The organism is Sphingobium sp. HWE2-09, from assembly GCF_035989265.1.
GTDB lineage: Bacteria > Pseudomonadota > Alphaproteobacteria > Sphingomonadales > Sphingomonadaceae > Sphingobium.
Genome location: NZ_JAYKZX010000003.1, coordinates 3,092,675 through 3,114,949, shown reverse-complemented (window position 1 = coordinate 3,114,949; position 22,275 = coordinate 3,092,675). Strand labels below are relative to the sequence as shown.

Below are 22,275 nucleotides of genomic sequence, written 5' to 3'. Positions count from 1 at the left end.
CTATGATATAACCTGCGATGATAAGGACGCGTCGGACCAGTCAACTTCTCCAGCGAAGATGTCCCGCGGCGCGTGACTTCGATCAGGAGTTCAATCCAGAGCGCGGGACCGGCCCCCGCCTTCGCCAGGGAACGGCGCTGGTTCCTGCCACTGTCGTTTGGCACTGCGCTATATCATGATCAGCTGTATCAAAGAGCCGATCGGACGGCAGCACGTGAAGAAAGGCTTCGACATGCGCAGCCCGACCGGGTCCGGTTAACAGCGCGATGCTCTGGCGTGTGGCGACGACGATAGGTAGATCCCGCCTATCGGCTGGCGCAGTTCGCGATTGGAGCGGTTTACAGTGCGATTACACCGGATCAATCGCTCTAGCTTTATGGCTCACCGCGATTTAGCAGCGCTGCCCTTCGGTTCCGGGTCATGAGCGATTCCATCCGAGTGGAAATCGCTCCAGCGCGGCGGCCATGCACGTACGCGTTATCGCTGACGGCGCAATAAGCGCCCTACGCTCGTTTCAGCGCGCCCCCACGCCTTGATTGGCGCTGACGATATGGTCGAGGATCGCCGGATGAAGCGGACGTTCGAAGGCGCAGCCCGAGTCCGGACCGCGGGTCCACAGCACGCGGGCGCGACGGCCTTCGAAGCCGGGGAGCATGATCCACAGATCGCTGCCGATGGTGAGTTTCATGAAGCTCTGCAGGCGAAATCCGGTGACGGACACGTCGGTGATCCGGCTGGTGAACCAGGTTTCCCCCGGCCGCCGAACCTTGACGGCGATCTGCACATGGCGACGCTCGGCCGCCCGTGCCTTGCGATCATAGTCTGTCTTACGTTCCGCACCCATGGCTGACACCGCGCTAACTTTGGATCGGTATCCTCCATCGGGGTAAGCAAAAGGTTAAATGCCACCCGTCAGGCGGGACGTAACGCAGCCGATATAAAAAAAGGCCGCCCGAAGGCGACCCTTTCATAAAGACATATATTCTGCCGCCTAGTCCGGCCCGCGCCATCCCGAAAACCGGGAAGTCTTGTGCGAGATGGACGCTGCCGGACGTCAGCGATCAGAAGCTGCCATATTGCTCATTGCCGACGAAGCCCAGCTTCGTCACGCCTGCGCGCTTGATCTCCGCCAACACTTCATCGACGGTCACATAGCGCGTCTGCGCATTCGGCTGGAACTGCAGTTCCGGCTCTACGGGCAACCGCAGCGATTGCTGCAGATACTGGCGCAGGGTCAGAAGGTCGATCGGCGCGCCGTTCCAGGTGATGATCCCGGCCGGGTCGATCGCGACCTTGTTCTTTACCGGGTCGATCACGCTGTCGGTTGGCGGCGCGTTCTGGGGCAGGTCGATCTTTACCGCGTGGGTCTGGATCGGAATGGTGATGATGAACATGATGAGCAGAACGAGCATGACGTCGATCAACGGCGTCGTGTTCATTTCCATCATCGGCTCACCATCATCGGAGCCCATGCTCATAGCCATAGCGAAATCTCCTTAATCAGCTGGTCACAGGCGCTGCGTCGTCGAACCGGGTTCCGGTTCGGAGATGAAGCCAACCTTCGGGAAGCCAGCGCGCTGCATCGTGTAGATGGTCCCGCCGATGCAACGATAGGGGGTGTTGATGTCGCCGCGGATATGCACTTCGGGCAGATCTTCCGGCGTCATATTTTCGACGCCGCCCGCCTTCTTGATATCCGCTTCGAGCTTTGCGACCGCACGGTTCAGCAGATCGTCGGACGTGACCTTCGTCATGTTCCAATAGACCTGGCAGCTGCCATCCGCCGCGGAATTGACCGAGAGGGAAACATTTTCCGGCTTCGTGGTCGTAGGTTCGAATGCAACCTTGGGAAGCTGCAGATCGACCGTCTGAACCACGACCGGGACCGCGATGAGAAAGATGATGAGCAACACCAGCATGACGTCGACGAGCGGCGTCGTGTTGATGTCGGACAAGGGCTTGTCGTCACCGCCGCCGGGGCCAACACTCATTGCCATTGATACTATCCTAACCTTGGTGTCGATGGCGCCTCGCTAACCGAGGCCCACGTCCGGCGGGAAATCCGGGCGGTCGCAGCCGCCGCCCGGTTTCCCAACCGGCGTATTAAGGCAATCAGGCCTTGGTCGGCGTAGCAACCGGCTTGGCGATCGGCGCGGCAGGGGCCGGGCCGACGGTCGGCTTCACGGCGCCGTCCGAAACCAGATAGGCCAGCAGATCGACGGTGAAGCCGTTCAGCTGCTCTGCGATGGTCTTGTTGCGACGCTGCAGGAAGTTGTAGGCCAGCACCGCAGGAACGGCGACGGCCAGACCCAGGGCGGTCATGATCAGCGCTTCACCGACCGGACCGGCGACGGCGTCGATCGAAGCCTGACCGGCAGCGCCGATCTTGATGAGCGCGCGGTAGATGCCGATAACCGTACCGAACAGACCGATGAACGGCGAGGTCGAACCAACGGTCGCGAGGAAAGCGAGGCCGCCACCGAGCGACGAGTTGATGCCGGCTTCCGAACGGGCCAGCGAGCCGTGCAGCCAGTCATGCGCTTCGACCGGATCCTTCAGCTTGCTATGCTCTTCCTGCGCCTTGATGCCGTCGTCGACGATCTGCTTGTAGGCGGAGTTCTTTTCGAGCTTGGCCGACGCTTCCTTGAGCGAACCGGCGCGCCAGAAGGTCGCACGAACCTTCTTGCCCTGGTTGATCACCTTCTGCTGTTCGATCAGCTTGGTGAACAGAATGTAGAAAGTGCCGACCGACATGCCGCACAGAATGATGAAGACGGTCCAGGCAATGACGCCGCCCTGCTCAAGGGCTTCGACAAGACCATAGGGGTTTTCCGGCTTCGGAGCCGCAGCTGCGAGATACATCAACATGTTCAAGACTTCCCTCTCAATGAGATCAAGCTAGGGCGAGGCGGCGCCGAGCGCACGCCTGCCCGATCAGGATTATTCCGGCAAACGCCAGGTGATACGCCCGTTATAGGTATCGGGCATATCCGCGCCATCAGACCCCTTGGCCGGCTTGAAGCGCGCACGCTTCGGCAGCAGGCGGCAGGTCGCCTCATCGAGGTCGGCATGACCGGTCGAAGAGGTGATGGTGCAGCTAGTGACCCGACCATCGGCACCGATTTCCAGACGGAAACCAGCCGTACCCGAACGTTCTTCGCGCTGGGCGCGGCTCGGATAGTCAGCGTCGCTGACCCAGCTACCCGGAGCGCCACGCGGCGAAGCGCGTGTGGCGGCCTGGGCCGGCGGGGGTGGCGGAGCCGGGGGCGGCGGCGGTGCGGCGACCGGGATCGGATTGAACACCGGAGGCGGCGTCCGAACCGTCTGGATCGGCGGCGCAGGCGCCGGGGTCTGCACGATCGGCGGAGGCGCGACAACCGGCGGCGGCTCGATCGGCTGATCTGGCGGCGGCGGTGGCGGCTCCTCGTCCGGTGGTGGCGGTTCCTCTTTCACGTCGATCACGTTCAGCTGTTCTGCCGCCTTTTTGACATATTTCATGCCAAGACCGGTGACGAAGGCATAGCCAAGAACAGCGTGAATCAGGGCGACGATGACGATCGAGACAGTCCGACTCGATCCTTGCGAGTGGTCAGCATAGGCCATTCGGCAACGACACTCCTTAACTCATCTTACCAGTGGTTTATACAAAATCAGCCAAAAACGACCCAAGCCGACCAAGCTCCCTTGGTCACCTTTGGCCCCTGCCCGTTCATTTGCTACCGTTCGAACTCCTATCGCGGCGCATCGTGGCACGCAAACGCTTTATCGATTTGTTCATTTGCGGTTACCATTTCATATCGGAATGACTTGCCTGTGACATCCTTGCCACGGGCCAAAATATAGGACGAAGCTGACGATGAAATCCGCCATCTGCTTAAGCCGCGTGGGTCTGTTTTGCCTCATTTCCGCCGCATCCGCCCCGGTTTTCCCAGCCTCCGCACAAAGTCGTCCAGTGGTAACGCAACCATCGGGTGGCGGGGGAACCCTGTCCTATGCCGACATTGTAGACCTGGCGGACAAAGCGCCGCTCGTGGCCAATGTGCGGATTCGCAACATCATCAATTTGAAGCCGGAGCAGGCCGGCACGGTCCCGGCGGGCCATAAAAGGCTGTTCGTGGAGGCCGATGTGACGGGTCTGATTCGCGGCGAGGGGGGCATCAGTCCTACCGTAACCTATCTGTACGACGCACCGATCGATGCGCGAGGCAAGGTGCCTAAATATAAAAAGGCGCAGGTCATCATTTTTGCCCGCCCCGGCGGACGGCCCGGCGAAATCCAGCTGACGACCCCCGATGCGCAGATCCCGGCGACCCCGGCAGAGGTCGAGCGGGTGAAGGGCGTGCTGTCAGCGCTGGTCGCCCCCAATGCGCCGCCGCGCATCCTGGACCTCGGCGACGCCTTCCATGTCGCAGGCACGGTCGCGGGCGAAGGGGAGACGCAAATATTCCTGCGCACGGAAAATGGCGATCCGGTGTCGCTGTCGATCCTGCGCCGCCCCGGCCAGCCGCCGCATTGGGCGGTCGCGCTGGGCGAGATCATGGATGAAGCGGCGCGCGCGCCCGAGCCTGGCAGCCTGCTATGGTATCGCCTGGCCTGCACCCTGCCCGCGACGCTGCCCGCGCGCGCCGTGCGGACGTTGCCGACCCCGGACGCGGACGCCGCGCGCGCCGATTATGGTGTCGTCATCGCCTCACTCGGCCCGTGCGGCCGGACGCGAACGCCGACCTGATTCGCACGCCGCCCGCTTTTTCTTGGACAGTGTCGCGCGGGCGGCTATCAGCGCGGCGTTTATCAGCCGCATAAGGAAGAGACGCCGCCATGACCAATCTGCACCGCCATGCCCCGCTGCGCGTCGCGCTTGTCGGCCTCGGCACGGTGGGCGGCGGGGTGATTCGGCTGCTCAACGCCAATGGCGACCTGATCGCCCGCCGCGCAGGCTGCCCGATCCAGATCGTCGCCATCTCCGCGCGGGACCGCAACAAGGATCGCGGCGTCGATCTGTCGCCCTATGAATGGGTGGACGACATGACGACGCTGGCGACGCGCGACGATGTCGATGTGGTGGTGGAGTTGATCGGCGGGGCAGACGGCCCGGCTCTGACGCTGGCGCGCCAGTGTCTGAAACTGGGTAAGCCCTTCGTCACCGCCAACAAAGCGATGCTGGCGCATCACGGGCTGGACCTGGCGCGTTTGGCGGAGACGGGCGGCACGGCGCTGAAATATGAAGCGGCGGTCGCAGGCGGCATCCCGGTGATCAAGGGGATGCGCGAAGGCGCGGCCGCGAACGAAATCAGCCGCGTCTACGGCATCCTGAACGGCACCTGCAATTACATCCTGACGACGATGGAGAAGGAAGGCCGCGCCTTTGACGAGGTACTCAAGGAAGCGCAGGAACTGGGCTATGCCGAAGCCGATCCGAGCTTCGACATCGACGGCGTGGATGCGGCGCACAAGCTGACGATTCTCGCCAGCCTGGCGTTCGGCACCGAACTGGATTTCGGCGCGGTCGCGACCACCGGCATCCGCCATGTCATCGCCGCCGACATCGCCGAAGCCGCGGCGCTCGGCTTCCGCATCCGTCTGGTCGGCCTGGCGCAGAACGGCCCCGACGGACTGTTTCAGCGCGTCCATCCGATGCTGGTGCCGCTCGACCATCCGCTCGCCCATGTCGATGGGTCGTTGAATGCCGTGGTGGCGGAGGGCAATTTCGTCGGGCGGCTCTTCTTCCAGGGACGTGGCGCGGGCGATGGTCCCACCGCCTCCGCCGTGGTCGCCGACCTGATCGACGTGGCGCGTGACGAATATGGCGACGCCTTCGCCATGCCGGTCGCCGCGCTGACGCCGCAGAACGCCGCGGATGCGGGCGCGCGCATCGGCCGCACCTATCTGCGCTTCAAGGTGCAGGATCGCCCGGGCGTGCTGGCCGAAATCGCCGCCGCGACCCGCGATGCGGGCGTGTCGATCGAAAGCATGATCCAGCGCGGCACTAACCAGGCCGACGGCGTGCTGGTCGCCATCGTTACCCATGCGGGCGAGGAAAGCTGCGTGCGGGGCACGCTGGAGCGGCTGGCTGGATCGGACAGCCTGCTCGACACGCCGATGGTCATGCATATTCTTGACTGATGCGGGCGGCGCTGGGGCCGCGCCGGGATCAATCGCCGCTGATTGCCTTGACCGCCTCGGACAGGATTTTGCGCGCATCCAGGCCGCCGACGCACCCGGCCCCCTGCCCGCCGATCACCCCGCAGCTCCCCTGCCGGACCGCCACGGCCGATGCGCGCGGGACATCGCCAGGCAGCGGTGTCGCGCCCTCCTCCGGCGCGCGGGGCAGCGGCAGGCGTTCGCGCGCATTGCGTTCCGCCTGCGTCCCGCACACGACGATCGTATCGCCGCTACGGTCGCATCGGCGCACGGCCTGTGTCTTTTGACGATAGGCGGCCATCAGCGGGTCGGCATCCTCCACCTGGGCCGGTGCGGGTGACGAAGCCAGGAAGAGCATGACGCCAACGGGGATGAGTCGCTTCATGGGGATAGAAAAAGCAGCCAATAATGGCGGCATCATGTCGATGGCGAACAGGCCGGAATGGGCCACCCTGCCCCCTTCCCTGCTCGACAAGGGTCGGCCAAACTCCTATCGGGTCGATCGATAAGAATAGGCAGGGGACGATGATGGTGCAGGCAAGTTCGATCCTCGATCGTGTCCTGGTGCTCGAAATGGTGCGGGTGACCGAAGCCGCCGCGATCGCTGCGTCGAAACTGATTGGCCGGGGCGACGAAAAGGCTGCCGACGCCGCCGCCGTCGAGGCGATGCGGCTGGCCTTCAACGACCTTTATATGGACGGCACCGTCGTTATCGGCGAAGGCGAACGCGACGAAGCGCCGATGCTGTATATCGGCGAAAAGGTCGGCAACGCGATCGGCAGCGGGCCGAAGATCGACATCGCGCTCGACCCGCTGGAAGGCACGACGATCACCGCCAAGGCCGGTCCCAATGCGCTGTCCGTGCTGGCGATTTCCGAAGAAGGCGGCCTGCTGAACGCGCCCGACGTCTATATGGACAAGCTGGCGATCGGACCCGGCTATCCCGACGGGACGATCGACCTCAAGCGCTCCGTCCGGGAGAATGTCGAATCGGTCGCGCGCGCCAAGGGGGTCGATCCGCACGAGATCATCGTGTGCGTGCTGGACCGGCCGCGCCACGAGAAACTGATCGGCGAACTGCGCGCCATCGGCTGCGGCATCATGCTGATCCCGGACGGGGACGTTGCAGGCGTGATCGCCACGACCGACCCGGAAACGACGATCGACATCTATATGGGGTCAGGCGGCGCGCCCGAAGGCGTGCTGGCCTGCGCCGCATTGCGCTGCGTCGGTGGTCAGTTCAAGGGCAGGTTGCTGTTCCGCAACGAGGACGAGAAATCGCGGGCGCGCAAATGGGGCATCACCGATCTCGACAAGATTTACGACCTTAAGGAACTGGCGAAGGGCGACTGTATCTTCGCTGCGACCGGGGTGACCGACGGGTCGCTGCTGGACGGGGTCAAGCGCCTGCCCGGCGGCAAGCTGACTACTGAGAGCGTGGTGATGCGCGCCAGCACCGGCACGGTGCGCTGGGTCAAGGGCGAGCATCGGGTGGATAACGGGAAGAGCTGAGAGACGCGCTCAGCCTACGCAAGGAAAATGGAGATTAGCGCCCGGCGCGGTGATTGAGGTCGTGGCCCAGTGCCAATATGCCGACGCCAATCAGCGTATAGACGCTTTCCTGCAACCCATGATCCATGGTGAGGGCGCCCGCCATGACGCCAAGGCCCAGCGATCCGATCGCCGCGGGCATCATATAGCCATGCACCAAGGCGCCATGGCCAAGCGCAACAGCGCCCAGCAGGATCGCCAGCATCAGGCCCGCTTCGTGGAAGATCGGGCTTTCGAAGATGCCGCCCGCCGACGCCAGCAGGCCTAATATCACCGCTGTGGCGAAACAATGGGCGACGCACAGGCCAGACAGCGCGATCGCGATACGATCCACACGACCGGTTGTCAGGGCATGGCGGAGAGTCACCTTCATCGTCGCTTCACATAGGCTAAAGCATCATAGGTTACAACATAACATCGATATTTTTCCTGAGGACTTTTGCTGGATGTTCGCGGTCCGTTAGAGGCTAATGACGATAGGTCGATTCACCGTATTTCGTTCGTTTCGAAGGGGTCAGAACAAAGGCGTCCGGCTCTAGTATCGGCATGGCAAAACCGTGCCCGGCGGGTTGGCGTGGCCCGAGTTCGGCGCCCCGGCACCGGTTGCGCGCCGGGTGCGGCGGCTTTAGGGCGGCTGGCGATGCTGCGCTTTATCCGACTATGCCTGCTGTCGATCGGCCTATTACCCGTTGCGGCCTTCGCCCTGCCCGCCAACAAGCCGACGCCCGGCTTCACCCGTGTGGCGATCGAAACGTCGGTCGGCACGATCGTGGTGGCGGTGGACCAGACGCGTGCGCCGCGCACGTCGGCCAATTTCCTGACCTATGTCGATGACGGGCGGTTCGACGGCGTCACTTTCTATCGGGCGGCGCGGCGCAAGAGCGATCCGAAATATGGCCTGATCCAGGGCGGGATCGATACCGACCTGCGCCGCGCGCTGCCGCCCGTTGCGCATGAGCCGACGAGCCGGACGGGCATCCTGCATCTGGATGCGACGCTGTCCATGGCGCGGCCCAACAGGCCCAATTCGGCAATGGGCAATTTCTTCATCACCATCGGCGCCACCCCCACCATGGACGCGCGCGAAGCCTATATCGGCTATGCTGCGTTCGGTCATGTCGTGGGCGGCATGGATGTGGTGCGCAAGATTCTGGCGGTGCCGACCTGCTGCGGGTCCGGGCCGATGCGCGGGCAGATGATCATAAAGCCCATCACCATCCTGCGCGCCCGGCGGCTGGACGGCACGCCGAAGCCGACGCGCGGGGTGAAGCCGTGGCTGATCGGCGTCAAGCGGACAGCGAAATAGACAGTTGTGCGCGATCAGGCGAACGCGGCCCGATCCCGCTTCCAGCGCCGCCCGCCAACGCGCGGTGAGCGGGCCTGGATCGTCTTCCACGCCTGTTCGTGAAAGAAGAAGGCGACCGCATTGATCATCGGTTCGACCAGCGCGATGCCACCCGCCAGCGCGAGCGACCCGGTCATGAGGTAGGCGACGGTGAAACCGACGGTCAGGTGGATGGTCAGGTAAGTGCCGGTCTTGATGAGGTCGAGCGACATGGGGCGTCTCCTTGCTGTCGCTTAGTTAAGAGTCGTTCGCAATATCGGCCAATGGCTTTTTCCGCTGGCTCTGATCGTCGTGTCCGATCAGGATGGCGGCAAAGGAGCGGCGCATGGAGGGACGGATCAGGGTAGGGATTGGCGGCTGGGTCTATGAGCCGTGGCGTGGCAGCTTTTATCCGGACGGGCTGCGGCAGAAGGACGAACTGGCCTATGTCGGCGAACATCTGACCGCGACAGAGGTGAACGCCACCTATTATAGCAGCCAGAAGCCTACGACCTTCGCCAATTGGGCCAAGGCGGTGCCGGACGGGTTCCAATTCGCGGTGAAGGCATCGCGCTATTGCACCAATCGCAAGCTGCTGGCCGAAGGAGGCGAGTCGATCGCCAAATTCACCGGGCAGGGCATCGCCGAACTGGGCGACCGGCTGGGACCGATCCTGTGGCAGTTCATGCCCACCAAGCAATTCGACCCGGACGATTTCGGCGCGTTCCTGGCGCTGTTGCCGTCCAGCGTCGATGGCGTACCGCTGCGCCACGCGCTGGAGGTACGGCATGCCAGTTTCGACGACCCCGCCTTTCTGGCGATGGCGCGCGATGCGGGGGCGGCGATCGTGCTGGCCGATCATGACGATTATCCCGCGATCACCGGCCATGATGTCGGCTTTGCCTATATGCGGTTGATGCGGGCGCGGGCGGACGAACCGACCGGCTACCCACCGTCCGAGATCGAGGACTGGGCCGATCGCGCGAAGACGGCGGCGCGGCAAGGCGACATATTCAGCTTCTTCATCAGCGGGGCGAAGGAACGCAACCCGGCGGCGGCGCAGGCGATGATCGTGGCTTTGAAGTAACAGACCTGTTGCATTTAGTGCAATCAGCATGCCGCGCTTTGCGATTGTTACAATGATATGACGGGCGTAGTGGCCCGCTCACACCCCGATGGGTGGCAATCAATGCAAAGAGGACTCACAATATGCGACAGGCTTTTCAGGGCGCTGTGCTGGCCGTAGCGGTCGGCGTTCAGATGCTGACTTTCTATTCGGTGCTATATGCCTGATCGCGCGTCACGCGCGATATTCATCCCGACAGAGCGGGATGCAAAAAGGCCGCTCCCGGCATAACCGGAGCGGCCTTTTTATTTGTCGACGACTTGGCGACGTCCTGCCCGCACATCGGGCGATATTCAACCTTCCGCGAGCCAGCCCGCGAGCAAATAGGCCACGACGCCGATCGGTCCCAGCGCGCAGAGCGTCAGAAGGACGAGCGCGACGCGTAGCAGCGTGACATCAACGCCGGTGCGGTTGGCGACGCCTGCGCACACGCCCATGATCTTGCCGTTGCGGCGGTCGAGGGTGAAGCTGTTGGTCATAGGTCTGGCTTTCCAAGGATAAGGGTTGATGCGGCGTCGATCAGGCGATCGGCGACACGGGGATGGCTGCGCCGACGAACAGGCTGGCGACGATGAAAGCGCCGACAAGAGCAACGGCGGCGTGCTGGAACTTGGCGATGGACATGATGAATACTCCCTGATGTGATGGCCGGATCATCCAGCCTTGATGCCAACAGGGATTGCAGATGCCGTGCCAGTTTCGCTTTTCCGCTGAAATGCGCGATTTTTTGAGGCCGATCCGTGAGACGCCAATTGACGAAATTCGCGCTGTTGGGATTTTTTCCCGCAGGTTGGTGAAATTTGCCTGACGATACGCCGATGCCTGACCATCTGTTCGTCTATGGCACGCTGCGCGCGGCGTTTGACGGGCCGATGGCGCTATGGTTGCGGCGGTCGGCGATCCTCGTGGGAGCGGCCACGATCGGTGGGGCGCTGTACCGGATTGCGGACTATCCCGGATTGGTGCTGGAGCCGGAGTGGCTGGTCCATGGCGATCTTTTCGCCCTGCCCGATGTTGCCGCGACGCTGGCGGTACTGGACGACTATGAGGAATGCGCCGCCCATCATCCGCTGCCGCATGAATATCGGCGGGTGCGCCGGACGGTGCAGGCGGCGGCGGGACCGATCGAAGCCTGGGCCTATCTTTTTGCCTTCGATACCACCGGCCTGCCGCTGATTGCGGGCGGCGACTTCCTGGCTTGCGCGGCGGACCGGGAAAGCTAGTCTGCCGCCGGGGGACCGACAGGAGGAACGCGCCGATGACGACCGACCGAAGCGATCAGGACCAGCCGCCCAAGGACCAAGCAGTCGAGCGACTGCCGGAGGATCGCAACTGGATCGCGACGATCGGGCTTGGCCGTCGCCAGCTATTGGCGGGCGGGGCGTTCGCCGCGGGCTTTGCCGCCGCCTGCCGCCCGGTCGCCAGCAGCGCGGTGCAGACGCCGGGCGACGGCTTGACAGAAGAAGCCGTGAGCATCCCCGCCAGTGACGGCTTCGCGATGCCCGCCTTCGTCGCCCGACCGGCTGGCGGGAAGGCCGCGCCGGTGATCGTCGTGGTGCATGAGATTTTCGGCGTGCATGAATGGATTCGCGACATGTGCCGCCGCTTCGCCAAGGCAGGCTATTACGCGATCGCGCCCGACCTGTTCGCGCGTCATGGCGACGCCACCAAGATCGCCGATATCAAGCAACTGGTCGGCACGATCGTATCAAAGGTGCCTGACGCGCAGGTGCTGACGGACATAGACACCACCTATGCCTGGGCCGGCCGCCATGGCGGCAACGCGAAGAAGCGTGGCATTACAGGCTTTTGCTGGGGCGGGCGGATCACCTGGCTCTATGCGGCGCATAGCGCGCAGTTGAATGCCGGCGTCGCCTTTTACGGGCGGCTGGTGTCCGACAAGACGGCGTTGCAGCCGCTGAGCGCGATCGAGGAAGTGGGCAAGCTTAAGGCACCGGTGCTCGGCCAATATGGCGAACTGGACAAGGGCATCCCGCTGGCGGATGTGGAGGCGATGCGCGCCGCGCTCAAAAAGGCGGGCAAGTCCCCGCCCGACATGATCACCGTTCATGCCGGGGCCGACCATGGCTTCATGGCGGACTATCGCCCCAGCTATAATGAAGCGGCGGCCAAGGCGGCGTGGGACGCGACGCTGGGCTGGTTCGCGACCTATGTAAAGCGGTGAACGCTCCCCGTTCGCTTCGACTATGCGAAGCGAACGGGATATCCGGCTTATTTCTGCTTCATCGCCTGGACGGCAGCCAGGGTCGACTTCACATGCTCGGCATAGTTCATTTCGCTATGGACGAAGGCGACCCGGCCGGACGGCGCGATGACATAGGAGGTGCGGTCGGTCATGCCCGGCCGCATCTTGAGCGCCACGTCATAGCCGGTCACGATCGCGGGACCGGCCGACGCGACGGCGAACTTGCCCGCACATTCCTTGGTCGAAAAGGATACGAGGTCATCGACCGAATCGGCCGACATGCCGATGACGGTCGCGCCCGCCGCCTTGAACTTGTCGATATTCTCTGCGAACTCGCGCGCTTCGGCCGAACAGCCCGGCGTGAACGCCTTGGGGAAGAAATAGAGCACCACCGGCCCGCGCTTCAACTGGTGCGACAGGGTGAGGGTGAAGGTCTTGCCCGCCTGCGCGCCACGCGTGGTGAAATCGGGCGCCTTGGCGCCAACGGCGAGCGCGGCCATGGCGCCGCTGGAGCTGAGGGCGACGGCAGCGGCGAGAACGAGGGACAGGCGCTTCATGGGTCGGTTCCTTGGGATCAGGCGTGGTCGGACCGGTCCCGGCGGCGCTACCGCGCAGCATAGGATCGGCCCTTCGACACAGGTGATGATCCCAACGCCCGCCGCGCGCAAGTGGTACCGAAGGGAATCGCTATCTAACGGGCGGGCAGCGCTTTGACGGCAGTCCTGGGAACCGGCGGCGCGCTGGCCGGTTCGTAAAACATGCGTAGCCCTTATTCCGTCCTGCCGCTGCTCCTGTCCGTGGCGCTGACCGCCGCCTGCAACCAGTCGCCGGACAAGGCCGCCGACCAGCCCGGCGTGGTCGCCAACATCATGGACCAGACGCTGCCCAATGTGGAAGAGCCGCCCGCCCCGGCCAACAGCATCACGCCGGTGGAATCCCCGCCGAAGGTCGATGCTCCACCGCCCGCCGCCGACGCCGCAGGCGCGATCCCCGCCGCGATGCAGGGGCGCTGGGCAGGAGTCGCCGACCGATGCGGCGATCGCCGCGCGGGCCTGGAACTGACCGTCACGCCCGACCAGCTGTTGTTTCACGAGAGCGTCGGCACGGTGAAGAATGTGCAGGCTAGGGATGACGGGCGCGCGGTGGTGAAGGCGGACTTCACCGGCGAAGGGCAAAGCTGGACCCGCACCCTGGCGCTGCGCATGGCCGAGGATGGCAAGGCGCTGACGATCGTCAATGACGGCACGGCAGTGACGCGCAAGCGGTGTTGAGGGGTGAGAGGATAAGGCGGTCTGGCAGCGAGTGAGATGGCTGCAAACGACCAATCGGGGACGTTACTCCCCCTCCCGCTGGTGGGAGGGGGTGAGGGGTGGGCAAGCGCAAGGTTGCCTTGGCCCACCCCGCTGCGACTAAATTCGCTTCGCTCATTAAGTCTCGCTGCTCCTCCCGCAAGCGGTAGGGGCAGTAAAGTCAGACCGTCCGCTCCCCACCCATATCCGACGCTCCGTTCCATCACATGGCAAGCCACCCCGCCCGTCCCCCAAGGCAACCCTTCCCCCTCAGCCCAGTCCCCGCTACAGCCGCGCGATGATCGGCCGTTTGACCTTGAGCGATTTCCGCAATCATGCGGATGCGCTGATCCTGCCCGATCATAGCTTCATCCTGCTCACCGGCGACAATGGTGCGGGCAAGACCAATATATTGGAGGCGGTGTCGATGCTGGCGCCCGGGCGCGGGCTGCGCGGCGCGCCGCTGTCGGCCATGGCGCGGCAGGACGGCGCGGGCGGTTTCGGCATCGCGGCGGAGGTGGATGGCGTGGTGCTGGGCACCGGGGTCGCCGCCGCCAGCCCGGAACGGCGACAGGTACGGGTCGGCGGCGTGGCGTCGTCCGCCAATGCGCTGGCCGACCATCTGGCGATCGTATGGCTGACCCCGGCGATGGACCGGCTGTTCCTGGACAGCCCGGGCGGGCGGCGGCGCTTCCTGGACCGGCTGACGCTGGCGCTGCATCCGACCCATGCGATGCACAGCGCCCGCTATGATGCGGCGATGCGCGCGCGCAACCGGTTGCTGGGCGATCTGCGCCGGGCCGATCCGTCCTGGCTGTCGGCGCTGGAGGCGCAGATGGGCGAACATGGCGTCGCGCTGGGCGCAGCGCGCGCCGACCTGGTGGCGCGGCTGAACGCAGAGCTGGCGGACCAGCCCGACGAACCCTTTGCCCGGCCGCTGATCGCGATCGACGGCGATGAGGCAAGCGACATGCCGCTGGCCGAGCGGCTGGCGCGCGAGCGGCGGCGCGATGCGGCGGCGGGGCGAACGCTGACCGGCCCGCATCGCCACGACCTGGCCGTTACCCATATCGCCAAGGGGCAGCCCGCCGCGCTGTGCTCTACGGGCGAGCAGAAGGCGCTGCTGCTGTCGATCCTGCTGGCCCATGCCACGCTCGTCGCGGCGGACCGCGGCCAGCCGCCGGTGCTGCTGCTCGACGAAGTGGCGGCGCATCTCGACCCGCTTCGCCGCAGCGCATTATTTCAGCGTTTGCGGGAAACCGGGGGTCAGGTGTGGATGACGGGGACGGAATCCAATCTTTTCAACGATCTGGATGAAGCAACTCGACTGACCGTAACGGCCGGACATGTTTTTCGTTCCGCAACATAACGCATCGATAAAACGACTCGTCGCCTGGCGCTTGTTCATCGCGGCGGCGTCTGCCCTAAGACCGGCATCGGGGTTCAAGCCTACAAAATAAGTCGGGGTCGCATTCGCATGATCGTTGGTTTTCGCGCGTTTTTCGCGGCGTCTGTTCTTGCGCTCTCGACATTGTTCGCTCTTCCCGCCACCGCCGGCACGTTGCAGTGCGCACCGTTCGCCCGGCAGGTTTCCGGCATCGAGATTCATGGCAATGCCAACACCTGGTGGGGCCAGGCCGAGGGTCGCTACGACCGCGGTCACGAACCCCGCGTCGGCGCGGTCCTGGCCTTCGCCGCCAGCCGGTCCATGCCGGTCGGCCATGTCGCCATGGTCAGCAAGGTGGTGAGCGGTCGCGAAGTGCTGCTGACCCATGCCAACTGGTCCTATCGCGGCGGGATCGAGCGCAATGTCCGCGCCATCGACGTGTCGGCCAATAACGACTGGACCGATGTCCGCGTATGGTATGGTCCGATCGGCGACCTGGGTCTGCGGTCCAATGCGGCGCGCGGCTTCATCTATGCCCAGCCGTCCAAGACCATCGACCAGCCGATCCAGATCGCGTCGGCCGATATGAGCGGCGCCGCGGCCCGCTCAGCCTTCTGAGCCACCTTTTCCCCAATTTTTCGGGTCGATCGCGATCCGTCTTTCATCCCTGACATCGGCTTAACCTTTTCCAAAGGAAGCCCGCTCTAGGGTCGATCCCGGTGGGGCGATTCTTTGGTTTCGGGATCGCATAAATGGTTCGAGCGATACGCTGGGCGGCGGCTTTGCTGTTGTCCGGCCTGGCCGCTGCGCCCTCATGGGGCTCGGCGATGCTGCAATGTGTGCCCTATGCCCGGATCGTGTCGGGCGTGGCGATCAAGGGTGACGCCCTGACCTGGTGGGACCAGGCCAATGGTCAATATAAGCGCGGGACCAAGCCCAAAAAGGGCGCGGTGCTGGCCTTCCGACCCTATGGGCCGATGCTGCTGGGCCATGTCGCGGTAATCAGCAAGGTGCTGGACGACCGGCGCGTGCTGATCCGTCATGCCAACTGGTCGGTGCCCGGCGCGATCGAGGAAGATGTGCTGACGATCGACGTGTCGGAAGCGGGCGACTGGAGCCAAGTGCGGGTGTGGCACAGCCCGACCGGCCAGATGGGCGCGCGGATCAACCCGACCTATGGCTTCATCTATCCGGCCAAGGCGAAGCTGCACGACTTCACCCCCGATCCGATGCTGGGCGCCAGCGTGCGGTTCGCGCGGGTCGATCCGGATCTGTGGGACATGCAGCGCGCGCCCGCGCCCCAGATGCAGCGCCAGCCAAGGCTGACGCCGATGCCCGCCAATGCGCGCATGATCCAGGTCGCGCAGGCCAAACCCACGCCATCGCGGCCAGCGCGCAAGACGGGGCCACGACTGGAGGCCGACCCCTTCGTCGTCGAATATGCCGATGCCGATCCGTCACAGCGCACGCTGAGCGCGATCATGGCGGACGTCCAGCGCGAAGCCGCGATGAACTAAAAAAGGGCGCCGTTGCGGGCGCCCTCTTGCTTATTCGGCGTCGGCGGCCTTGGCCTCGCCGTCCTTGTCTTCCGCATCCGGAGCGGGATTTTCGAACCAGGCTTCGACTTCGCCGTTCAGCTTGATGGTCAGCGGATTGCCATGGCGATCGCGGCTCTTCCCCGCAGCGACGCGAATCCAGCCTTCGGAAATGCAATATTCCTCGACATCCTTGCGCTCACGCCCCTTGAAGCGGATGCCGATGCCCCGTTGCAGCACGTCCATGTCGAACTGCGGGCTGCGCGGGTTGGTGGACAGATGGTCGGGGGGCGTGTCGCTCATGGTCAAAATCCCTGCAAAGTTTGTTCGCGCCTAGCGTTTGGGGCGTAGCGCCGTCAACCGCCGCGCTTTTCATCGACGTCGCAGAAGATGCGGCGGATGACGCCATCTTCCAGCCAGCCGGAAAAGCGGCTTTCCGCGTCGGCGAGGCCAGCGAAGGGATAGGCGACCGGCCGTTCGTCCACCACCCGGCTGGCCGTCGTCAGCCGGGCGATGGCATCGGGCGCGGTCGTCAGGATGCGCCCGCGCCGGTCGGTGGACGCGCTGTTGACGCCCACGACATGGCCGTCCTCTGCGAAAACCGGGCCGCCGCTGATGCCGGACAACGTGCCATCGCCGGACGGGATGCGACCCTTTTCGGCCCAGGCCAGAATCGGTTGTGTCACGTCGCTGCGCCGGCGCCGCGCGCTGGCTTCGCCGATCAGTTCGGAGATGACCAACGTTGGCTCGCCTGCGGGGAAACCCATATGATAGCCGGGCGTGCCGGGTTGCGGGATGCGACTGGACAGCGGCAACGCGGCGACGCTGGGCAGGCTGTCGGCGACCAGCGCGGCGTCCGCCTCTCGGCTTTCGACGATGCGCGACACCGGGCGGGCGAAACGGCCATCCTCCAGCCCCACGCGCGCGCAGCCATGAGTGACATGCTGCGCCGTCAGCCAGGCGCCATCGCGATCGACGGCGAAGGCGGTGCCCATCGAATCGGCGGGACCGCCAGGCTCCTCCTCTATCACGAACTGTTCGTCGCCCCATTGCGGCATCGGCCGACGCGGCGTGCGGGGGTCATATTGCTCGACCTGAAGCCGGGGCACCTGCACGTCCTGCCCCCACCAAGCAAGCAGCAGCAGGCCGCCAAGCGCGAAGGGAAGGCAGCCGCAGCCGCGTTTCGCCATGGCCTCAGCCCGCCACCGCAGCGGCGGTCAGGCAGGCGATGGCGGCCTTCATCATCGCCAGGAAGATCGCCGCCGATCGTTCATTGGCTTCGATCCGCGCCGACAGGGTGCCGAGCAGGAAGTCGACCAGCCGAAAAGCGATCAGTTGCAGCACCAGCGTGACGCTGCCCCAGATGACGATGTCCCAGACATTGACCGACCCGGCGAGGCAGAAACCCAACGGCACGGCAAGGCCGATGGCCGCACCGCCCAGCGAAATCGCCGCTGCCTCGTTCCCGGCGCGGATCAGCGCAAATTCGTCATGCGGGGTGATCCACATATAGAGGCCAAGCGCCACAAGCCAGACGAGGGTCGCGCTGCCCAGATGCAGCAGGAAGATCGGCAGGCCGGACAGGAGGCTTTGGATAACGGGCATGGGATCGGTCATGCCGCATCCAATGCCGCAACCCGCCCCAAGGTTCAATCGGGACGGGTTGCAGGGTAAATTAGCCGTTAGCGGCAGATGCGGACACGCACGTCGCGATGGCGATAGCGGTCGTAGCGCCATTCGTTCCAGCAGCGGGGGCGATTGCGATAATGGCCACGATCGCCACGCCAATGGCGGCGATCACCCCGCCAGTGACGGCGATCGTCCCAGCGCCTATTGTCCCAGCGGCGGTCAGGGCCACGGCGATTGTCCCACCGGCCATCGCGATCGCCGCGCCAATGCTGGCCGCCATAATATTGCGCCTGCGCGGGGACTGCCGCTGCGCCAAGACCGGTGAGGGCCAGGCTCAACGCCGCCGCGCCTTTCCAGAATATATTCATTGCGTCTCTCCTCATGGACCCCGCCGCTTCCGACGGGAGCATGAGGGGGAGAATGACGCGCACCGACTGAACCATCTGCGAATGACATTGTCAGCGACGGTTCAGGCTTTTTACCGCCCCCGCAGGGCGGCTTCCGCGTCCTGCATATAGTCGCGGGTGATGGGCAAGGCGCGGCGGTCGCGGGCGTATTGGACCTGGAAATTGACCATGCCACCATGTTCGAACACGGTCGCGGCACCCGCCAGATAGAAGGTCCAGAGGCGGAAGAAGCGCTCGTCATACAGGGCGATGATATCGGCCTTGTGCGCCATGGTTCGTTTGTACCATTCCCGCAGGGTCAGGCCGTAATGGATGCGCAGCACTTCGACATCGGTCACCATCAACCGCGTGCCTTCGCTCCCCGCGATCATCTCCGACAAGGCGGGGATATAGCCGCCGGGGAAGATATATTTCTGGGTGAAGGCGTCGGTGACGCCCGGCCCGCCCATCCGGCCGATCGTGTGGATCAGCATCACGCCCTCGGGCGTCAGCAGATTGCGGCAGGTGTCGAAGAAGGTGCGGAAATGGGCGGTGCCGACATGTTCGAACATGCCCACCGACACGATCCGGTCGAAAGGCCCGGTCATGTCGCGATAGTCGATCAGTTCGAAGCGGACATGGTCCGCCACCCCCGCATCGGCGGCGCGCTGGCGCGCGACCTTCAACTGTTCTTCCGACAGGGTGATGCCGATGACGTCCACGCCGCAGGTCCGGTGGAGAAAGAGCGCCATGCCGCCCCAGCCACAGCCGATGTCCAGCACCCTCATGCCCGGTTTCAGGTGCAGCTTGGCGGCGATATGCGCCTTCTTGTCCTCCTGCGCCTGTTCCAGGCTGATTCCGGCGTCATTGTCGGCATCGGGATAATAGGCGCAGCTATATTGGCGGTCGCGGTCGAGGAAGAGCGCGTAGAGCGCGCCGGACAGGTCGTAATGATGGGCGACATTGGCCTTCGACCGCGCCTTGTGATTGGCGCGCCATAATTTCTGGCGGACCGTGCCGACGCCGCGTTTCAGCAGGCTCTTGGACTCGATCGACTTGCCCTGTTCCCACGGATTGTTGGCGCGGATCATGGATATAAATTCCATGATGCCGCCGCCCTCGATCGTCACGCGCCCGTCGATCCAGGCTTCGGCCATGCCCAGGCGCGGGTCTTTGACGATGTCGAAGGGAACGCGGCCATCCTTGAAGCGGAGGGCGAGGTCGGGAAAGGCGGGATCGGGCCGGCCGACGCTGCTGGTCCGGCCGTTCGCGTAGTGGACCGTCAATCGGCCACGCGTGACCAACCGTTTGAGCACCATTTCAAACAATTTCATGCAAATACTCTGTCATGTCGTTACGCAGGCGTCAAATACCGGCATACCATTCATAGTCGGCATGGTCTTCCCAATAGCCGCCCTTGCCCTTGCCGATCCCGGCCAGGCTGTCGACCGCCTCTATCCCCATCAGATATTTCGCCTGCTTATACCCCAGCTGCCGCTCGACCCGTAGCCGCAGCGGCGCGCCGTTGGCGACGGACAGCGGCGCATCGTTGAGCGCGAAGGCGAGGATGGTCTGGGGATGGAAGGCGTCGGCGAGGTCGATGCTTTCATAATAGGGCTGCCCGCTGCCCATCGTGTCGGCGCAGTGAAAGACGAGATAACGCGCCTGGCTGCGCAGCCCCGCGCCGTCGAGGATCGTCTTCAAAGGCACGCCGCGCCATTTGCCAATGGCGCTCCACCCTTCGACGCAGTCGTGCCGGGTGATCTGTTCGCGATGGGGCAGCGCGCGCAATTGCGACAGCGAGAGGGACAGTTCTCGCGCGACCAGGCCCGTGACCTGCAGGCGCCAGTCGGCAAAGCCCCCGCGCCACAAGGCCTTATACGCGACCGTATTGGGATTGGCGGTGCCGTTGGCGCGAAAGACCGGGGAAATCTGGTCCGGCCGAAACTCGCGCGCCAGCGCGTCGGGCGCCATCAGGCCGCGCTGCGCCCATTTGTGGAAATTCTCGGCTGAGAACAGCGCCTCGCGGAAGGACTCATTGCGCGCCAGCCGGTCGCAGCCCGCCAGCGTCACGGTCGCGCCCAGCAGCAGGGTGCGGCGGGTGAGGATCATGGCCGCGCCTCCGGCACGCGATAGCGGCCGGTGATCATCGACCGCAGCTCGTTCAGCGGCCCGGCCAGGATCACCATCAGGATATGGACGAGGAAAAAGGCGACCAGCGCGAAGGCGGCGATGAAATGGAGCGAGCGGGCCGACTGCCGCCCGCCGAACAGATCGAGCAGCCAGGGCCAGGCCGCGTTCATGCCCGGCGACATGGTAAGGCCGGTCAGGATAAGCAGCGGCAGCAGGACGAAGATCACGCCGATATAGCTCGCCTTCTGCAACACATTATAGCGCAACGCCGCCTGCCCTGCGGGGAAGCGCAGGCGCGCATGATCCTTGATATCCTGCCAGACATGGCGCGGCGACAGGTCGTCGCGGCGGAAGGCGATGTCGCGCGCGACATGCCGGTTGGCGAGGCTCCAGACCATATAGAGCAGCAGCGCGAAGGCGAAGATCGGCGCGGCGGCCAGATGCCAGTGGCGGGACAGCGCCAGGCTGTAATGGGTGGGCAGCGTGATCCAGCCGGGGAAGCGATCCAGCGTCAGCCAGGGCATGTCCAGATTGGCGCCATATTGGCCCCAATAGAGCCGGGGATGCGCGTTGAAGATGCCAAGACCGCTGGTGAAGAGGGTGTAGAGCAGCACCGCGTTCAGCCAATGCCATAGCCGGGTGGAGAGCCGATGGCGCCTGACCATCTCGCCTGCGCTGTCGGTCTTGCTGTCCATGGCGACATCCTACTCCATTTTCCCGGAAGGTCCATATGAACCGACCTAGTGGGCGGCGCCAGCGATGTAACCGTTTTGCAACACAAGTCCTGAAATTAATTGAAATAATGTTCACCCCCCTTTGCAAGCCAATCTTGTGAACCTAGATGGCAGTGGCGTGATCCTGATGCAGATCATGTTCTTGATCTCCTGATAAAGGAGAGAAGAGTCGCAGGAGTTGTCGTGAGAATAAGTTCATGATTGCTTGGCATCGAACCTGAACGCCGGATGAATGTCTCAATCACGGCGACTAGATAATAAATGAGGACTTTATGAAGACTGTGATTTTCGCAGCCATTGCTGCTGCCACCGCTGTTTCGGCCCCTGCTTTCGCTCAGGACGCTGCGCCCTTCAACGGGCCGCGCGCGGGCGTGATCTTGGGCTATGACAAGTTCGATGGCCGCGACGGCCTGACCTACGGCGTGTCCGCCGGTTACGACATCGCCGTGACCCCGGGCGTGACCTTCGGTCCCGAAGTGTCGTTCAGCGACAGCACCACCAGCGCGGGCGCCGGTGCGGAAGTCAGCCGTGACCTGGCCGCTTCGGTGCGTCTGGGCTACACGCTGACCCCGCAGGTTCTGGCGTTCGGCAAGGTCGGCTATGCCAACACCCGCATCGACCTTGGCAATGGCGGCGCGTCGTTCGAAGGCGTGCGCTACGGCGGCGGTCTGGAATATGCGGTGACCCCGAACACCTACATCTCGGCCGAATATCAGCGCAGCGAATATGAAGCCAATATCGGCGGTCGTGACGCTGGCCTGGTCGGCGTCGGCTTCCGTTTCTGATCCCTCTCAAAATGATCAGATGAAGGAGGGCGGTCCTGCAAAGGGCCGC

At 64.2% G+C, this 22,275-nt stretch carries 30 protein-coding genes; 13 read left to right on the top strand and 17 right to left on the bottom strand.

The annotated features are described in order from the left end of the window. Positions 1-514 precede the first annotated feature (514 nt). The 5 genes from U5A89_RS20680 to U5A89_RS20660 form a co-directional block, all read right to left on the bottom strand. Complete coding sequence (locus U5A89_RS20680) at positions 515-844, bottom strand: PilZ domain-containing protein (protein ID WP_338162855.1); 330 nt, start codon at positions 842-844, stop codon at positions 515-517. Positions 845-1,061: 217 nt separating this feature from the next. After that, positions 1,062-1,484 (bottom strand): ExbD/TolR family protein, encoded by a 423-nt coding sequence (locus U5A89_RS20675; RefSeq protein WP_338162854.1) that lies wholly within the window; start codon positions 1,482-1,484, stop codon positions 1,062-1,064. A 24-nt stretch (positions 1,485-1,508) separates the two neighbouring features. After that, positions 1,509-1,997: an ExbD/TolR family protein gene (locus U5A89_RS20670; protein ID WP_338162853.1), complete on the bottom strand. Its 489-nt coding sequence runs from the start codon at positions 1,995-1,997 to the stop codon at positions 1,509-1,511. A 115-nt stretch (positions 1,998-2,112) separates the two neighbouring features. Continuing rightward, positions 2,113-2,868, bottom strand: coding sequence for a MotA/TolQ/ExbB proton channel family protein (locus U5A89_RS20665; protein WP_338162852.1), 756 nt, complete (start codon positions 2,866-2,868; stop codon positions 2,113-2,115). A gap of 72 nt (positions 2,869-2,940) precedes the next feature. After that, a complete protein-coding gene (locus U5A89_RS20660; RefSeq protein ID WP_338162851.1) occupies positions 2,941-3,603 on the bottom strand; it encodes an energy transducer TonB in 663 nt (220 codons plus the stop codon). Positions 3,604-3,856: 253 nt separating this feature from the next. Here U5A89_RS20660 and U5A89_RS20655 point away from each other — a divergent pair, with 253 nt between their 5' ends. Next, positions 3,857-4,729: a hypothetical protein gene (locus U5A89_RS20655; RefSeq protein WP_338162850.1), complete on the top strand. Its 873-nt coding sequence runs from the start codon at positions 3,857-3,859 to the stop codon at positions 4,727-4,729. Positions 4,730-4,818: 89 nt separating this feature from the next. Beyond that, on the top strand, positions 4,819-6,123 hold the full coding sequence (locus U5A89_RS20650; RefSeq protein WP_338162849.1) for a homoserine dehydrogenase: 1,305 nt from the start codon (positions 4,819-4,821) through the stop codon (positions 6,121-6,123). Positions 6,124-6,151: 28 nt separating this feature from the next. Here U5A89_RS20650 and U5A89_RS20645 read toward each other — a convergent pair whose 3' ends face one another. Then, positions 6,152-6,526, bottom strand: coding sequence for a hypothetical protein (locus tag U5A89_RS20645; protein WP_338162848.1), 375 nt, complete (start codon positions 6,524-6,526; stop codon positions 6,152-6,154). On the opposite strand from U5A89_RS20645, the gene U5A89_RS20640 reads away from it, so the two are divergent. Both U5A89_RS20640 and glpX read left to right on the top strand, forming a co-directional pair. Next, entirely contained in the window at positions 6,525-6,650 is a 126-nt protein-coding gene (locus U5A89_RS20640) for a hypothetical protein (RefSeq protein ID WP_338162847.1), read from the top strand. The genes U5A89_RS20645 and U5A89_RS20640 overlap by 2 nt on opposite strands. Before the next feature lie 19 nt (positions 6,651-6,669). Continuing rightward, on the top strand, positions 6,670-7,653 hold the full coding sequence (gene glpX / locus U5A89_RS20635; RefSeq protein ID WP_338163139.1) for a class II fructose-bisphosphatase: 984 nt from the start codon (positions 6,670-6,672) through the stop codon (positions 7,651-7,653). A 34-nt stretch (positions 7,654-7,687) separates the two neighbouring features. Here the strand turns inward: glpX and U5A89_RS20630 are convergent, their stop codons facing one another. Further along, positions 7,688-8,065, bottom strand: coding sequence for a MerC domain-containing protein (locus U5A89_RS20630; protein WP_338162846.1), 378 nt, complete (start codon positions 8,063-8,065; stop codon positions 7,688-7,690). Between the two features lie 267 nt (positions 8,066-8,332). Between U5A89_RS20630 and U5A89_RS20625 the strand changes: the two genes are divergently transcribed. After that, on the top strand, positions 8,333-8,998 hold the full coding sequence (locus tag U5A89_RS20625; RefSeq protein ID WP_338163138.1) for a peptidylprolyl isomerase: 666 nt from the start codon (positions 8,333-8,335) through the stop codon (positions 8,996-8,998). 14 nt (positions 8,999-9,012) lie between these two features. Here the strand turns inward: U5A89_RS20625 and U5A89_RS20620 are convergent, their stop codons facing one another. Beyond that, positions 9,013-9,249: a DUF2061 domain-containing protein gene (locus U5A89_RS20620; protein ID WP_338162845.1), complete on the bottom strand. Its 237-nt coding sequence runs from the start codon at positions 9,247-9,249 to the stop codon at positions 9,013-9,015. 113 nt (positions 9,250-9,362) lie between these two features. Here U5A89_RS20620 and U5A89_RS20615 point away from each other — a divergent pair, with 113 nt between their 5' ends. Further along, a complete protein-coding gene (locus tag U5A89_RS20615) occupies positions 9,363-10,103 on the top strand; it encodes a DUF72 domain-containing protein (RefSeq protein WP_338162844.1) in 741 nt (246 codons plus the stop codon). Positions 10,104-10,435: 332 nt separating this feature from the next. Here the strand turns inward: U5A89_RS20615 and U5A89_RS20610 are convergent, their stop codons facing one another. After that, complete coding sequence (locus tag U5A89_RS20610) at positions 10,436-10,621, bottom strand: PspC domain-containing protein (RefSeq protein ID WP_338162843.1); 186 nt, start codon at positions 10,619-10,621, stop codon at positions 10,436-10,438. Positions 10,622-10,960: 339 nt separating this feature from the next. Between U5A89_RS20610 and U5A89_RS20605 the strand changes: the two genes are divergently transcribed. Both U5A89_RS20605 and U5A89_RS20600 read left to right on the top strand, forming a co-directional pair. After that, positions 10,961-11,365 carry a gamma-glutamylcyclotransferase family protein gene (locus U5A89_RS20605; RefSeq protein ID WP_338162842.1) on the top strand — a complete coding sequence of 135 codons (405 nt, stop codon included), beginning with the start codon at positions 10,961-10,963 and terminating at the stop codon, positions 11,363-11,365. 35 nt (positions 11,366-11,400) lie between these two features. Next, entirely contained in the window at positions 11,401-12,327 is a 927-nt protein-coding gene (locus U5A89_RS20600) for a dienelactone hydrolase family protein (RefSeq protein ID WP_338162841.1), read from the top strand. 47 nt (positions 12,328-12,374) lie between these two features. Here U5A89_RS20600 and U5A89_RS20595 read toward each other — a convergent pair whose 3' ends face one another. Next, complete coding sequence (locus tag U5A89_RS20595) at positions 12,375-12,905, bottom strand: peroxiredoxin (RefSeq protein WP_338162840.1); 531 nt, start codon at positions 12,903-12,905, stop codon at positions 12,375-12,377. Positions 12,906-13,106: 201 nt separating this feature from the next. Between U5A89_RS20595 and U5A89_RS20590 the strand changes: the two genes are divergently transcribed. From U5A89_RS20590 to U5A89_RS20575, 4 genes are all read left to right on the top strand, one after another. Then, positions 13,107-13,619 carry a hypothetical protein gene (locus U5A89_RS20590; protein ID WP_338162839.1) on the top strand — a complete coding sequence of 171 codons (513 nt, stop codon included), beginning with the start codon at positions 13,107-13,109 and terminating at the stop codon, positions 13,617-13,619. A 316-nt stretch (positions 13,620-13,935) separates the two neighbouring features. Beyond that, positions 13,936-15,006 (top strand): DNA replication/repair protein RecF, encoded by a 1,071-nt coding sequence (gene recF / locus U5A89_RS20585; protein WP_338162838.1) that lies wholly within the window; start codon positions 13,936-13,938, stop codon positions 15,004-15,006. Between the two features lie 108 nt (positions 15,007-15,114). Next, positions 15,115-15,642 (top strand): CHAP domain-containing protein, encoded by a 528-nt coding sequence (locus U5A89_RS20580; RefSeq protein ID WP_338162837.1) that lies wholly within the window; start codon positions 15,115-15,117, stop codon positions 15,640-15,642. 134 nt (positions 15,643-15,776) lie between these two features. Then, positions 15,777-16,541 carry a CHAP domain-containing protein gene (locus U5A89_RS20575; protein ID WP_338162836.1) on the top strand — a complete coding sequence of 255 codons (765 nt, stop codon included), beginning with the start codon at positions 15,777-15,779 and terminating at the stop codon, positions 16,539-16,541. A 30-nt stretch (positions 16,542-16,571) separates the two neighbouring features. Here the strand turns inward: U5A89_RS20575 and U5A89_RS20570 are convergent, their stop codons facing one another. From U5A89_RS20570 to U5A89_RS20540, 7 genes are all read right to left on the bottom strand, one after another. Continuing rightward, the gene (locus tag U5A89_RS20570) at positions 16,572-16,862 is read right to left on the bottom strand and encodes a DUF3297 family protein (protein ID WP_338162835.1); all 291 of its coding nucleotides are present in this window, start codon (positions 16,860-16,862) and stop codon (positions 16,572-16,574) included. Between the two features lie 53 nt (positions 16,863-16,915). Beyond that, entirely contained in the window at positions 16,916-17,749 is an 834-nt protein-coding gene (locus U5A89_RS20565; protein ID WP_338162834.1) for a S1 family peptidase, read from the bottom strand. A 4-nt stretch (positions 17,750-17,753) separates the two neighbouring features. Then, positions 17,754-18,176, bottom strand: a complete 423-nt coding sequence (locus U5A89_RS20560; protein WP_338162833.1) for a DUF350 domain-containing protein — start codon at positions 18,174-18,176, stop codon at positions 17,754-17,756. A 65-nt stretch (positions 18,177-18,241) separates the two neighbouring features. Next, complete coding sequence (locus U5A89_RS20555) at positions 18,242-18,556, bottom strand: hypothetical protein (RefSeq protein WP_338162832.1); 315 nt, start codon at positions 18,554-18,556, stop codon at positions 18,242-18,244. A gap of 110 nt (positions 18,557-18,666) precedes the next feature. Next, the gene (locus U5A89_RS20550; protein ID WP_338162831.1) at positions 18,667-19,908 is read right to left on the bottom strand and encodes a cyclopropane-fatty-acyl-phospholipid synthase family protein; all 1,242 of its coding nucleotides are present in this window, start codon (positions 19,906-19,908) and stop codon (positions 18,667-18,669) included. Positions 19,909-19,939: 31 nt separating this feature from the next. Beyond that, a complete protein-coding gene (locus U5A89_RS20545; RefSeq protein WP_338162830.1) occupies positions 19,940-20,686 on the bottom strand; it encodes a molybdopterin-binding protein in 747 nt (248 codons plus the stop codon). Next, entirely contained in the window at positions 20,683-21,402 is a 720-nt protein-coding gene (locus U5A89_RS20540) for a cytochrome b/b6 domain-containing protein (protein ID WP_338162829.1), read from the bottom strand. The genes U5A89_RS20545 and U5A89_RS20540 overlap by 4 nt, the downstream gene beginning before the upstream one ends. A 311-nt stretch (positions 21,403-21,713) precedes the next feature. Between U5A89_RS20540 and U5A89_RS20535 the strand changes: the two genes are divergently transcribed. Beyond that, positions 21,714-22,226 carry a porin family protein gene (locus U5A89_RS20535; RefSeq protein WP_338162828.1) on the top strand — a complete coding sequence of 171 codons (513 nt, stop codon included), beginning with the start codon at positions 21,714-21,716 and terminating at the stop codon, positions 22,224-22,226. Positions 22,227-22,275: the final 49 nt, after the last annotated feature.